Origin of the sequence: Massilia sp. S19_KUP03_FR1, from assembly GCF_036688685.1 — a bacterium.
In the GTDB taxonomy this organism is placed as follows: Bacteria; Pseudomonadota; Gammaproteobacteria; order Burkholderiales; family Burkholderiaceae_D; genus JALYUM01.
Genome location: NZ_JAQQPS010000008.1, coordinates 168,951 through 182,501 on the forward strand (window position 1 = coordinate 168,951; position 13,551 = coordinate 182,501).

13 protein-coding genes are annotated in these 13,551 nt (G+C 64.9%); 4 read left to right on the forward strand and 9 right to left on the reverse strand.

Translation table 11 applies throughout. The features are described from left to right. Nucleotides 1–8 precede the first annotated feature (8 nt). The 4 genes from gloA to V6M87_RS11055 form a co-directional block, all read right to left on the reverse strand. The gene (gene gloA, locus V6M87_RS11040; protein ID WP_332876668.1) at nt 9–419 is read right to left on the reverse strand and encodes a lactoylglutathione lyase; all 411 of its coding nucleotides are present in this window, start codon (nt 417–419) and stop codon (nt 9–11) included. Between the two features lie 62 nt (nt 420–481). After that, nucleotides 482–910, reverse strand: coding sequence for an OsmC family protein (locus V6M87_RS11045; RefSeq protein ID WP_332876669.1), 429 nt, complete (start codon nt 908–910; stop codon nt 482–484). Nucleotides 911–982: 72 nt separating this feature from the next. Further along, on the reverse strand, nt 983–2,341 hold the full coding sequence (locus V6M87_RS11050; protein WP_332876670.1) for a PQQ-dependent sugar dehydrogenase: 1,359 nt from the start codon (nt 2,339–2,341) through the stop codon (nt 983–985). Further along, on the reverse strand, nt 2,341–2,637 hold the full coding sequence (locus V6M87_RS11055) for a hypothetical protein (RefSeq protein ID WP_332876671.1): 297 nt from the start codon (nt 2,635–2,637) through the stop codon (nt 2,341–2,343). Before V6M87_RS11055 ends, V6M87_RS11050 begins: the two co-directional genes overlap by 1 nt. A gap of 145 nt (nt 2,638–2,782) precedes the next feature. Here V6M87_RS11055 and V6M87_RS11060 point away from each other — a divergent pair, with 145 nt between their 5' ends. The 3 genes from V6M87_RS11060 to recN all read left to right on the forward strand — a co-directional run bounded on the left by V6M87_RS11060 (nt 2,783) and on the right by recN (nt 6,371). Next, a complete protein-coding gene (locus V6M87_RS11060) occupies nt 2,783–3,670 on the forward strand; it encodes a DUF3667 domain-containing protein (protein ID WP_332876672.1) in 888 nt (295 codons plus the stop codon). 133 nt (nt 3,671–3,803) lie between these two features. Then, a complete protein-coding gene (locus tag V6M87_RS11065; protein WP_332876673.1) occupies nt 3,804–4,706 on the forward strand; it encodes an NAD kinase in 903 nt (300 codons plus the stop codon). Between the two features lie 12 nt (nt 4,707–4,718). After that, nucleotides 4,719–6,371, forward strand: a complete 1,653-nt coding sequence (recN, locus tag V6M87_RS11070) for a DNA repair protein RecN (protein ID WP_332876674.1) — start codon at nt 4,719–4,721, stop codon at nt 6,369–6,371. A 15-nt stretch (nt 6,372–6,386) separates the two neighbouring features. Here the strand turns inward: recN and V6M87_RS11075 are convergent, their stop codons facing one another. Continuing rightward, complete coding sequence (locus V6M87_RS11075; RefSeq protein WP_332876675.1) at nt 6,387–7,772, reverse strand: FAD-binding oxidoreductase; 1,386 nt, start codon at nt 7,770–7,772, stop codon at nt 6,387–6,389. A gap of 105 nt (nt 7,773–7,877) precedes the next feature. Here V6M87_RS11075 and V6M87_RS11080 point away from each other — a divergent pair, with 105 nt between their 5' ends. Further along, on the forward strand, nt 7,878–8,018 hold the full coding sequence (locus V6M87_RS11080; RefSeq protein ID WP_332876676.1) for a hypothetical protein: 141 nt from the start codon (nt 7,878–7,880) through the stop codon (nt 8,016–8,018). A gap of 162 nt (nt 8,019–8,180) precedes the next feature. Here V6M87_RS11080 and V6M87_RS11085 read toward each other — a convergent pair whose 3' ends face one another. The 4 genes from V6M87_RS11085 to V6M87_RS11100 are packed head-to-tail and all read right to left on the reverse strand — an operon-like array spanning nt 8,181 to nt 13,541. Next, complete coding sequence (locus tag V6M87_RS11085; protein ID WP_332876677.1) at nt 8,181–9,200, reverse strand: DUF4438 domain-containing protein; 1,020 nt, start codon at nt 9,198–9,200, stop codon at nt 8,181–8,183. A 14-nt stretch (nt 9,201–9,214) separates the two neighbouring features. Further along, complete coding sequence (locus tag V6M87_RS11090) at nt 9,215–10,303, reverse strand: hypothetical protein (protein WP_332876678.1); 1,089 nt, start codon at nt 10,301–10,303, stop codon at nt 9,215–9,217. 2 nt (nt 10,304–10,305) lie between these two features. Beyond that, nucleotides 10,306–12,201: a hypothetical protein gene (locus V6M87_RS11095; protein ID WP_332876679.1), complete on the reverse strand. Its 1,896-nt coding sequence runs from the start codon at nt 12,199–12,201 to the stop codon at nt 10,306–10,308. A gap of 32 nt (nt 12,202–12,233) precedes the next feature. Beyond that, nucleotides 12,234–13,541, reverse strand: a complete 1,308-nt coding sequence (locus V6M87_RS11100) for a hypothetical protein (RefSeq protein WP_332876680.1) — start codon at nt 13,539–13,541, stop codon at nt 12,234–12,236. Between the last annotated feature and the right edge of the window lie 10 nt (nt 13,542–13,551).

Consider the following 13,551-nt stretch of genomic DNA (forward strand, 5'->3'; position numbering starts at 1 on the left):
GGAGGCGATTAGCTCAAGCCCCGCCCACCCGCATCATCTTTCCGTTCGATCAGCTCGATCTTGTAGCCGTCCGGGTCGGTAATAAAAGCGATCACGGTACTGCCACCCTTGACCGGCCCCGGCTCGCGGGTGATGTTGCCCCCGGCAGCGCGCACCGAATCACAAGTCGCATAAATATCTTCCGCCGAGATGGCGATGTGGCCGTATGCCGTGCCCATGTCGTAGCTTTTCGTGTCCCAGTTATAGGTCAGCTCCAGCTCCGCGTGGTCCGGGTTGTTGCCGTAGCCAACGAAGGCCAGCGTGTATTTGTATTCGGTATTTTCACTCTTGCGCAGCAACTTCATGCCGAGCACGGTGGTGTAAAAATCGATCGAGCGCTGCAGGTCGCCGACCCGGAGCATGGTGTGCAGAATGCGCATCGTAGGTCCTGAAAAAGTAATGAAGAGGCGACGATTGTATGCGCCCGGCCGATTTTCTGCTGTTAAGCCTCGAGCGTCGCGGTCAGCGTGATGGTGGCGTTGAGCAGTTGCGAAACCGGGCAATTTTCCTTGGCATCCTTGGCGATGGCCTCGAAGGTGGCCTGGTCGGTACCGGGCACGGTAGCCACCAGGTCCAGGTGCACAGCCGTGATCTTGAAGCCGCCATCGACCTTGTCGAGCGACACGGTTGCCGTCGTGGCCAGTTTGGTGGCCGTCAGATTGGCCGCGCCCAGCTTGCCGGACAGCGCCATCGTGAAGCAGCCCGCATGCGCGGCGCCAATCAGTTCTTCCGGGTTGGTGCCCGGGCCGTCGGCGAAGCGCGTGTTGAAGCCATATTGGGCGTCCTGCAGCACGCCGCTCTGGGTCGATATGGTGCCCTTGCCATCCTTGATGCCACCAGTCCAGGTGGCGCTACCTTTACGTTGAATCATGATTACTCCTGGTTATGTTGATGCGCAAATGAAAAACGCGCCCGGTTCGAGGCGCGCTTCGAGGGAGTGCGCTTATTTCGCTGCGACGGCGGGCGTGGCAGCGGCGCCCGCTGGCGTCACGCGCCAGACGACGTTGCCGACATCATCGGCCAGCAAAATCGCGCCGGCCTTGTCGACGGCGACGCCAACCGGACGGCCGAACGCCACTTCATCTTTGACGAAGCCGGTCAGGATGTCCTGCGGCGGGCCACTTGGCTTGCCGCCGGAGAATGGCACGTAGATCAGCTTGTAGCCGGAGTAAGGCTTGCGGTTCCATGAACCGTGCTGGCCGACCAGGGCACCATTCTTAAATTGCGGCAGCAGCGCGCCGGTGTAGAACGCCAGGCCAAGTGAGGCCGTGTGGGCGCCCAGCGCGTAGTCGGGCGCGATGGCTTTGGCGACCAGATCCGGGCGGGCCGGCTCGATGCGCTTGTCCACGTTTTGGCCATAATAGCTGTACGGCCAGCCGTAGAACGCGCCATCCTTGACCGACGTGATGTAGTCAGGCACAAGGTCGTTGCCCAGCTCGTCACGCTCGTTGACTGCGGTCCACAGCGCCTTGCTTTCCGGGTTCCATGCCATGCCGTTTGGATTGCGCAAGCCGCTGGCGAAGATGCGGCCTTTTGCGGTGGCCGGATCGAATTCCCAGATCGCCGCGCGGCCCGCTTCGATGTCCATGCCGTTTTCGCCGACATTGCTGTTCGAGCCGACCGTGACATACAGTTTTTTGCCGTCGGCACTGGCCACCACATTCTTGGTCCAGTGGTGGTTGATGCCCGCTGGCAGGTCCCATACCTTGACGCCCTTGTCCGTGATCTTGGTGTCACCTTCCTTGTACGGGAATTTGTAGAGCGCGTCGGAACCGGCCACGTACAGGTCTTTGCCGACCAGTACCATGCCGAATGGCGAGCGGATGTTTTCCATGAACACGGTCTTGGTGACGGCCATGCCGTTTGGCAGAACGCCGCGCAGCAGCATGATGCGGTCAGGCGAGGCCACGCCTGCGCCGGCTTTCTTCATGACCTGCTTCTGGACGGCGCCCTTGATGCTGACCGGGTCTTTTTCGTTGGCCGGCTTGTTCGATTCGGCGACCAGCACGTCGCCGTTGGGCAGCACATACAGCCAGCGTGGATGGTCGAGGCCGGTGGCGTAGGGCGTGACTGCCAGGCCCGCCGCGACGGTCGGCTTGGCGCCATTCGTCCAGCCCTGTGCCTTGGCGATGTGCACCGTCGGGATCAGGGATTTTTCTGGCGCCGGCAATTGCGGGCTGGGGCCGAAGCCGACGGCGTACTGGCCTGGCGCTGGCGTGGCGGTGGGCGCAGTTTGGGCGCAGGCGGCCAAAGCCAGAGTGGACAGGACGACGGCCAGGGGCAGGCGCGGTGTTGGGATCATTATTGGTTTCCTCTTGTTGGTTTCGGTGAATCGTGGTCGCGCATGGCATCGCCGCGGTCGGCTTGCGGTTTTGCCTGGCCGGCGGCGCCGCTGGCTGGCGCCATGCCAGGGGTGTTGCGCAGATCGGTGTCGACCAGGCCCTGAGCCAGGTCGGACGCGGCCTGCTTCATGATACCGGTGGGCGCCTGGTCCTGGCCGTCCGGGGATTCGTCGCGTTCATGCGGCTGGCGCTTGACGCCATCGTTTTCGATTTTTGCGTCGGTGTTCACGCGACGATCGGGCGCTTCTGTTGCCATGGTGTCTCCTTGATCATCAATTGCTTGAATCGTAACCCTTCCCCGGGAACGCAGTCGCGCAATTGGATGATGATTTTTTGCAAGTATTTCGCTACTATCAATACTTGTTTGCTATTTTGGGACCGCTGACTTGAACGCTGACGCCATGCTCCACGCCGCCCCCGGCACTTGCCCCAACTGTTTTGCCGACATTGCGGGGAACTTCTGTCATCAGTGCAGCCAGGAAACGACGCTGCATCCGCCCAGCACGCGCGAATTCCTGCACGAATTCATCGGCCATTACGTGGCGCTCGAAGGCAAGCTGTGGAAAAGCCTGTGGCTGCTGCTGCTCAAGCCCGGCCGCCTGACGCTGGAATACATCCAGGGCCGGCGCGTGCGCTATGTGCAGCCGTTGCGCCTTTACCTGACGTTCAGCTTGATTTTCTTTGCCTTGTTCAAATTGAGCGGGGTCCAGATTCTGAACTTTGACGAGGAAGTGGCGCCGGGCCAGGTCGCCATCGGCCAGGCCGCCACGCCGGCCAAGCCCGGCGCCCCGCTACGCATCAAGAGCGATGGCGAAGATATCACCGGGCGGGTCGGCACTGCGGTCGACACGCTGCATCATGGCTGGGGCGAGCGCGTGAACAAGTTCCTGAGCCAGCCAAAAGAAGACGTCTATCGGCAGATGAACAAGACCTTCTTCAGCTACGGCCCGTATGCCCTGTTTGCGCTGATGCCGTTCTTTGCGCTGCTGTTGAAACTGCTCTACCTGGGCACCGGACGGCGCTTTGGCGCGCACCTGCTGTTTGCCTTGCATGCCAACGCCTTCGCCTTTGCCATGCTGTCGCTCCAGATCGCCGTGCCCCCCGGTTGGGGATGGACCCACTTCATCCTGCTGGTCTGGATGGTCATCTACCTGCCGCTGGCGATGCGCAAGGTGTATGGCGGCGGCAAGCTGGTCACCCTGCTGCGCTGGCTGGTGCTGATGCTGCTGCATATGCTGTGCATCGTGCTGGCAATTCTCATGACGCTGGGGTCGGCCTTCCTCGCCTGAATCCTGCAGAATCTTGCAGGAACCCGGCGGCGGCCATTATACTGTATGGATATCCAGCCTTCGCCAGCCGTCCCGTGGCAGAACAGGAGAGAATCGGTTACTCTCCTGTCCATTGTTCCCTCGCCGAGATCCTATGTCTGCCACGCCTGCAACACAAAAAACCATCGCCCTGGTCGTGCGGCACAACACCCTGGGTATCGAGGAGCCGGTCGCCGGCATTCTCGCCTTCCTGCGGGGGGCCGGCTACCGCGTCGTGCTGGAAGAATCGACCGCCGCGCACCTGGCGCTGGACGATATCGAGGCGCTGTCGATTGCCGCCATCGGCGCGGTGGCGTGCGCCGCCATCGTATTGGGCGGCGACGGCACCATGCTGGGGGTGGCGCGCCAGCTGGCGCCGTGGGACGTGCCCCTGATCGGCATCAACCAGGGCCGCCTGGGCTTTATGACCGACATCCCGATCGACCGCATGATTCCCGTGTTGAGCGATATCCTGGAAGGGCGCAGCAAGGCGGAAAAGCGCTCGCTGCTGCAAGCGAAGGTGATGCGCGACGGCGTCGAAATTGCCCAGGGCCTGGCGGTGAACGACGTGGTGGTCTCGCGCGGCGCCGGCGCCGGCATGGTCGAGCTGAAAGTGGAGGTGGAAGGCAAGTTCATGTACGCCCAGCGTTCGGACGGCCTGATCATCTCCACGCCGACCGGTTCCACCGCCTACGCGCTGTCGGCCGGCGGCCCCTTGCTGCACCCGAGCCTGCAGGGCATCGTGCTGGTGCCGATTGCGCCGCACGCGCTGTCGAACCGGCCGATCGTGGTGCCGGAGGCGAGCGAAATCGTGGTCGAAATCCTCAACGGGCGCGACACCAGCGTCAATTTCGACATGCAGACCTTTGCCAGCCTGCAGGTGGGCGACCGCATCGTCATCTCGCGCTCGCCCAATACCATCACGTTCCTGCATCCGCACGGCTGGAGCTACTACGACACCCTGCGCGAAAAGCTGCACTGGAACGAGAATCCATCGCTCCAGACCAAACCCCGTTAGGAACACCGCCCCATGCTGCGTACCCTCACCATCCGCGATTTCGTCATTGTCGACACGATCGAGCTCGAGTTTTCTTCCGGCTTTTCCGTCTTCACGGGCGAGACCGGTGCCGGTAAATCGATCCTGATCGATGCGCTGCAGCTGGCGCTGGGCGGGCGCGGTGACGCCAGCGTGGTGCGCGAAGGCGCGGCCCGGGCCGACATCACGGCCGACTTCGCCGTCACCGATGGCGCCGCCGCCTGGCTCACCCAGCATGCGCTGGCGGCCGACGAGGGCGGGGCGCTGCTGCGCCGCGTGATCGACAATGCCGGCCGCTCGAAGGCGTATATCAACGGCGTCGCCGCCACCGCCGCGCAGCTGCGTGAACTGGGCGATTTGCTGGTCGACATCCACGGCCAGCACGCGCACCAGTCCTTGCTGAAACTCGACGCCCAGCGCGTGCTGCTGGACAACCAGTCCGGCGGCGGCCAGGCCGAGGTGCCGGCCGTCGCGGCGGCGCATAAAGCGTGGCGGGCGCTGGCGCGCCAGCGTGAAGACTACGAGAGCAATGCAAAAAATGTGCTGATCGAGCGCGAACGGCTTGAGTGGCAGGTGAGCGAGCTGGACAAGCTGGCAGTAAAGGCCGGCGAGTGGACCGACATTGGCAACGAGCACAGCCGCCTGTCGCACGCGGCCAGCTTGCTCGAAGGCGCGCAGGAAGCCTTGTCGGTCATCTCCGATTCGGACCAGCCGATCCTGTCGACGCTGTCTTCGCTGAACCAGAAATTGCTGAAACTGGTGAGCGTGGATGCGGGCTTGCAGCCGGTGCTCGACTGCATGCAGCCGGCCCTGATCCAGCTCCAGGAAGCCGTGTCGGAACTGAACGATTACCTCGACCGGGTCGAGCTCGACCCGGCGCGCCTGCGCCAGGTCGAAGCGCGCCTCGAAGCGATCCACAACGCGGCGCGCAAATTCCGCGTCACGCCTGATGAACTGCCAGAAGAACACGCGGCCCTGGCGGATAAATTGCGCCAGTTGGCCGATGCCAGCGACCTCGATGGTTTGAAACGCCAGGAGCAGCAGAAAAAGGACGACTATCTTGCTGCTGCCGCCAAACTGTCGGCCAGGCGGGTCACGGCGGCCAGGCTGCTCAGCACCCAGGTGTCGGCCGCGATGCAAGACTTGAACATGACCGGCGGCAGTTTTGTCGTCGCCTTGCATCCGGTCGAGCCGACCGCGCACGGCGTCGAGCAAGTCGAATTCCTGGTGGCGGGCCACGCGGGCGTCGCAGCGCGGCCGCTGGCCAAAGTCGCGTCGGGCGGCGAACTGGCGCGTATTGCGCTGGCCATTTCCGTCATCACCTCGCATGCGACGACCACGCCCACGCTGATTTTCGACGAGGTCGACAGCGGCATTGGCGGCGGCGTCGCCGAAGTGGTGGGGCGCCTGCTGAAACGCCTGGGACAGGAACGGCAAGTGCTGTGCGTGACCCACCTGCCGCAGGTGGCCAGCCAGGCCAATCAGCATTTCCAGGTGGCGAAAGGCACGACGGAATCCGGCAAGACCGTCTCGCGCATCGATGTGCTGGACAACAAGGCGCGCGTGGAAGAAGTGGCGCGCATGCTGGGCGGGCTGGAAATTACGGCCACCACCCGCAAGCATGCGCGCGAATTGCTGGCGCTATAGCAGGCGTCGTTGCGCTCAGGCCGGCACAATGTTCAGATTGCTGCGGAATAGGTTGTGCGGGTCGTATTTGGTCTTGATCTGCGCCAGGCGCTGGTAGTTGACGCCGTAGGCATCGGTGCTGCGCGCACTGTCGTCCTCGGTCAGGAAGTTGACGTACACGCCGCCGCTGGCATGCGGCGCCGCGGCGCTGAAGAAGTCCCGCGCCCACGCCACGCATCGGGCGTCGTCGGCCGGGTTGTCCCAGCGCGTGTGCACATTCATGACATACAGCGCATCGCGGTGCGGATAGGCGGTATCGTCGGGCGCGAACGTGGCCGCGCGCCCGCCCAGCAGGCCGAGGAAAATTTCGCAGTGCGGCGTCGGCAGCGTGCCGGCATGCTGCATGACGACGTCGATCGCCGCGAGGCTCAATTGCGTGAAATTGTGCGATTTCCAGTAGTTGCGCGCACCGGGTGTGAGCAGCGGGTCGAAGGCTTGTTGCCAGGCGACGTACGGCGTCGGCCCGACGTGCATGCCGAGTGGCTGGCCGAAGCGGGCGATGCGGTCGATCGCATCCTGCACCGCAGCCATGGGCAAGCGCGAAAAGACCGGCAACACCAGCACGGTCTGTCCATGCACCTCGGGCGCCAGGAACGGCAGGGGCGGCGCGCGGCGCAATACCGCCCACACCGTCAGGTCGTCCGGCATCGCGTGGACCGCGTCGCGGTACTGCGTCAGCACGGCTTTGGCCTGCTCGAATGGAAACACGATCAGACCGGCGGTGATGTCGGGGCCGACCGGATGCAGGCGGAACGCGAAGCGCGTGACCACGCCGAAGTTGCCGCCGCCGCCACGCAGCGCCCAGAACAGGTCGGAATGGTCGGCGGCACTGGCATGCAGGTACTGACCGTCGGCGGTCACGACGTCGGCGCCCAGCAGGTTGTCCGCCGCCAGGCCGAGCGTGCGGGTGAGCCAGCCAAAGCCGCCGCCCAGCGTCAGCCCGGCCACCCCGGTCGTGGAGTTGATGCCGAGCGGCGTGGCCAGGCCGAAGGCTTGCGCTTCGTGGTCGAAATCATGCAGTGTCGCACCCGGTTCCACCAGGGCGCGGCGCTGGTCCGGGTCGACCTGCACCGATCGCATGGCCGACAGATCGATCACCAGGCCGTCGTCGCACAAGGCGCTGCCGGCAATATTGTGACCGCCGCCGCGCACTGACAGGGGCATCTGGTGGTCGCGCGCGAACGCCAGCGCGGCGCGCACATCGGCCACGCCGGCGCAGCGCACGATCACGGCCGGACGGCGCTCGATCATCGCGTTCCAGAGCGTGCGCGCGGCATCGTAGCCGGCATCGTTTGCCTGCAGTAGTTGCCCACGCAGCGCGCCGCGCAGGTCGTCGAACTGGTCTTCGGTCAGGGTGTCCATGGCGTCTCCCGGAAAGCACTGGTTGGTCAATGCTTCATGATAGGAAGGCGATGCTTGCTGAGGCAAGCACGGCTGCGCCAATAAAACGCCCCCGAAGGCGGCGTCATGGTCGACCGGCATGATGAACTTGCTCAGTTGCTCGCCCCCTTGAGCGGCATGACGGCCAGCCTGTCGCATATCGTCGGCAAGGTGGCCAAATGCCGCCATGGTCGAACAAGCCATGTCGGCCTCCAGCGAGGTGAATGACCGGGCCGTTCATCTGGGGAACTGGTCGCGCATTTCAACTGGCATGCGCGGGAGTTGCTGGCGTTGTAAGGTGCCGCTATGCACGTGGTCATGCCTTGTGCCAGACTACCCATGCCATGCCATGCCATGCCATGCACAGGCACAGGCACAGGCACCAAGCGATTATTTCGCGCCCACGCGCGACCTGACCGGCGCAGCCATGCGTTGCTGCGTGCGCGCGCGGCCGTGGATGGGCAAGTAGCGCCGCGCCGGCCCGAGGTGGCGCAAGCCATATACCTCGGCCAGGTTGGCCTGCGCCCCATGCACAGGCCGCAACACCCTGGCCGGTCCCGTGAGCAAGGGCGCCAATCCAGGACCATGCCCAGCCACCGTGCTGTCGCCGTGGACGATGACGCCCACAGTCACGTGGCCGCGCCGGTAATGTCCACCGAACGCCATGTCGACGTCCACGACCGCGACCAGGTCGCCGAAGCGCAAACTGTCGAGCCGGTAGCGCTGGCGCGTGCCGGGGTCGGATAACTGGATATCGTAGTCGCCACGGCACCCGGTATTTTTGCCAAGGCCCGAGCCCATCAGTGCACCGGGCACCAGGTGCGTGACGGGCACCTGCAACTGTCCGCCATGTGCATGCAGTCCCCAGCGCTGCAGCAGGCCGGGCGACGCGTTGAGCACGGTGATATCGGGATGGTCGGGCAGCGCCAGGCCGAGGCCATGGCTGACGATCTGGATGCGGTCGCCGATGCACAGGCGCCGCAGTATTCCCGGCGCAAAATCGACCAGCACATGGTTGATGCCGCCATGCTTGCCGGTGACGCGCCCGACGCTGCCCAGGCACGGGCCGCTGATGACGCGTGCACGGTTGCCAATACAGGCATAGGCAAGCAGCGCATTGTTGGGTCCGTCGCGCGGTCCCACCACCTCGCGGCCATTGTTGTGCAAGGCCACGCCAGGCTCGATGTGATCGCCCGCCAGGCCGACGCAGCGGTCGCCGATGCGGTGGTTCAGGACGATCCCGCCCGTGCCCGGCAAGATACGCGGCACGCCGTCGTTGCCGATGCGGTAAGGATTGGCCTGGCCGATCGGATGGGCGATCTGGCCGGCCACCGCCACGATGGCGAGGTCGCCCAGGTTCATGCGCGGGCCGTGGCCCATCGGGTGCAGGCCGTTGGTGCTGGTGGACATGGCACGTATCCCGATCAGGCGGCCATGGACTGCTTGCCCAGCACGCTGCGCAGTGCCGGCGTCACGCCCGGGAAGCCGCGTCCTTCCGGGGTGGTGCGGTAGGCGGCGATCCAGGCCTCGGCATGGGCGCCCATCGGGCGGATGACCGACTGGAACAGGACGGGATCGATGGACGTTTTGAAGTCGTTGTCGGCGACGAATTGCAGGATGCGCCGGCCGCTCTCGGCCATCTTGGCGCGCTGCGAGAGGTCGGCGCCGCCGCCCAGGTGGCGGTTGACAACGGCCTCGACCACATCCCATTTTGTGTTGGCATCGAACGCCTTTTTGATGTCGGGTGTATCCAGCAGTTTGAGCACGGTACGCAAATAGTGCCCGGTTTCCATCGCCAGTGAAAAAATATTGCCATACGTTGAACGGTCGAGCGCATAGGACAAGTCGAGGCCGAGGCGCTGCACCGTGGCGACACTGCCGAACGGACGCTGGTCGATCAATTGCCCGCCGCGAATCACTTCGCCGATCATGAGGTCGCGGAAGTATTGCGCCACGGCCACCATGAAGCCCACGAGCAGGCGCTGGAAGCCGGTGTTGATGATGGTGCCTGGCGGCGGCACGGCGTTGCCATAATTGAAGGCGCGACGGTAGGCCAGCATGCGGTCGCGCAGCTTGTAGCGCAGGGGTTGCCATTTTTCCAGCAGGTACAAGCCGCGCGCACCGGGCCCGCGCTGGATCCGCATGGTGCCGGCCCGGAACATACGCAGCAGGACCTCTACAACCTGGAAGACCCGCATGCGTTCGTGCTGGTAGATGAAAAACAGCTCGGCGGCAGCATGCCCCTGGCTGGGATTTTTGGAATCGTCGAAATCGGGCTGGATGTGCGGGTACGAAATCTGGTCGAACTCGACCGCGCCCCGGGCGCCCATGCCCAGCATGTCAATGAAGGCGTCGCCTGCGTTGCCGTCAGCGGCCTTGCCGAGCAGTTCAGCAAAGCGGTCTTCGAATTGCTGTTCATAGGGTTGCCGCTCGGCTGGCGCCATGTCCGTGAGCTGCTCCTGCAGGAAGGTTTCCCACAGCCGCTGGATGGTTTCGGTGGTCTGGAAGGTCATCGCTATTCTCCGGCAGGATGAGGTGGATGGTCAGCCGCTTGACTGGCCGATGCCTTTTTTTTGCCCTGCGCATAACCGTTTCCTGGCGGTGGCGTGCCGCCGTTCGGCAGGCGTCTCTCCAGCACGTCGCGGATATTGTTGAGCGCATTTTCGACGGTGCTTGGCACGACAGGCACCGCTTCGACGAGTTCGGCCGGTTTGCTGCCCACCAGCGCCAGCGCGGCGTTGTACACGTCGGTCAGGATGTCGATAAAGATGGACAAGAGGCGGGTCGTGGACATTTGTCCGACCACCTCGAACAGCTTCTGGTCAGCCTGTTGCAGCAACTGGATTTCCTGGACCAGCATGGCAACGTTCCAGGGATGTTCGTCGTGCGGACCATGCGGTTTGTGGTCAAACGCGGCTTCATACGTGTTCACGCTAGCGTTGTCCCAGAAACCGCTGAAACCGTTTGCGGTCGTCGACAAGGCCAACGGCGGGCGCAGCAGGCAGGCCGCCTCGCCCAGCAGGCGGATCAGTTCTTGCGCGGGTGGATTGCCGTCGTTGAGGTAATCCCTGGCCGCCTGCAGCACGAAGCTGTAGGCGGAGGCCCGGGCTTCGGGAATGCCAAGGTCCTTCGCGCCGATGCAATACAGATCGATTGCGCGATCGATGGAATACAGCATCTGGTCGCCGAGCATCTGTGCCTCGGGCTGGCCGGTGAGGCCGTCGCATTCAAAGGCGATGGCGCCGCGGATGATCACGAGTTGCATCAGGCGGCTGTCGGCCTTGCCGGCTTGCGCAGAGCCGTACAGGCCGTAGAACAGCACCGCTGGCCGGGCCACGCGCAGCAGGCGTGCGCCGCCGGCCGGCGCGAAACCGTCGACGAAGGCCAGCAGCGCGTCCTGGAACGCCACCAGCGGCGGCGCCGGTGGGGTGATCACGCTGACCGTCAACTGTACGAAGCGTTTGAACCGGTTCAGGTGGCCCCAGGCCGTCGCGCCCAGGGCGCGCAAGCCCGACGCCGCACCGTTGCCGGCCAGCTGGATCAGCTCATCCATGACACGGGCAAGTTCATTTTCCATCAGCAGCGCACGCAGTTCGCCATGGCCTTGCGCTTCGAACATCAGGAACAACTGGCGATACGCATCGATGCCGCGCGACCAGTCGTTTGGCGCGAATGCTTCCTGCGCCGCACCGGTGAGGTTGCGCAGCGCGTTAAGCGCCACGTCGCGCCGCGTCTGCAGATCGGAAAACGGCGACTGCAACAGGTAACGCCCGCCCGCCATGCCGGTATTGGCAAGCGCTTCGCCCATCAAGACGAGGATGAGCGCCGAGATTTCGTCGAGGCTCTGGCCGAGATTGCGGTATTCGGCGCTGAGCGACGGCGTGAGCGCGCCCAGCATGCGCGCGCCGCGCGCATAGTCACCCAGCTGGCGCCGCATCGCAAAGGCGATGTCGCGGCTGCGCGTATCCATGCCGCGCCGGGCCGTGTCGAGTCCTTGCATGATGGCTGAATTGATGGCCTGGGTCCAGCCTTCGAGTTCCGGCGTGATGTCCTTGGTGAGGTTGCTGCTCGTTAAGGTGCGCAAATCCCTGGCGACGTCGTCGCTTGCCTGCGCCAGGTCGAGGCTGGTGGCGCCTTCCTGCACCGGCAGCGCCGTGCTGGCCGGCTGCGCCGGCAGGTAGGGCAAGCCTTGCGCTTCCTGGGCCATGGCGCGGGCGCGTGGGTCGTCGCGGTAACGGTTCATGAGCGCCTGCGCCACCTCGGCTGCGTCGTTCGGGTCGCCAACTTTCAGTTCGCGCCGGATCAGGTTGTCGAGCGCGGCGCGGGCGCCGCCAATGCTGCGTCCGCCGACGCTGCGGAAGGTGGGCCCGGTGGAACCGGCAGGCGCAGCGGGAATGAGTGAATTGGGCATGATGGTCCTTGTGTCTGGATTGGACTGTCGGTTCAGTGAAAAAGTGCCGCAGGTGCGGGGCGGGCGGGGCGGGCGGGGAGGGCGCGTGGGTCGGGCGCGGCCAGTTCGGTCATCATGCCGACCAGCTGGCGCGACAGCGCCCGGGGCGCGATTTTTCCCGACGCCAGCGCGTAAGCACCCGCACTGACCAGGAAGCGCGGCGGCAATTGCACGCGCTCGGCCTGCCCCTGCATCAGCAAACGGGCACCGGCGATGATGGCCTCGTGGTCGGCGGCGTGAAACGGGATCACGTCCACCAGTGCCCGCTGCGCCAGGTTGCGCCGGGTCTGGAACGCGATCTCGTCGACCACCTGGGCAATGACGCGCTCGGGTTTGTCGAGCAAGGCGACCGGCAGCCGGTGTCCGCGCGCCGGGTTGTAGAGCGTGCGCCACACCCGCGCCAGGCGCGTCGCATTCTCGGCGAAGCCAAGCCGGCGCAGCATTTCGGCGAGCATCAGCACACGCAGATAGCCGGTCGGGTGGGCGCTGCCTGGCCGGTAGGTGAGCACGCGCGGTGCCGGATGCAGCAGGAATTCGGCCATGCCCCAGGCCGCCGCCGGCCCGCCGAGCAAGATTGCGGCCAGGTCGGCAAAGATTTCTTTGTGCCAGCGTCCGTAGACACTGGCCAGCACCGGCCTGGCGTGCGCACCGAGAATGCGCTGTACCACGGCTTGCCGGTTTTCTTGCCAGACGCCGAGGTCAGCTTGCAGGTTGTGAGCGACTTCATGCAGGAAGACGGCTTGCCAGGGATGGTCGCGGTCCCAGGGAATGCGGATCAGTGGAAACGGGTTCGGTTCGCCCAGCAGGCGGTTGAGTGTGACGCCGCGCCGCATGGTTGCCGGCGAGTAGCCGTGTTCCATGTAACAAAAGGGCTTGATGAGGCGTGCGTCGAACATGTTTGGGTCGGCTTGCCGGACGGCGGCATAGCAGTCGATGGCGATGGAATCGTGCGCCGCCAGCACCGGGGCGAAGCTGGAGCCGCGTTGCGCAAAGACTTCAAAAAACAGGCCGAAGGCCCGGCGCGCGCGGTCGATTTCGCGCTCGACCAGGGCCACGTCGACCAGCGCGCGTTGCAGCGGCGCGCGCGCCCAGGTGCCGGCCAGGCGGACGAAGCGACGCTCGATGTTGGCGTCGATTGCGCCCAGGCGCCGGTTGGCGGCGGCGAAGTGGGTGGGCGAAGGCGCGTAGCGCATATCCTGCGCACGCAGTCCGATGGTGCGCGGCGTGATGCGGACCAGGCGCCGCATCCGCGCCGCGAGACCGCGGATACGTACCTGGATGAACCTGCGCGCGAGCTGCATGGCGGCACCC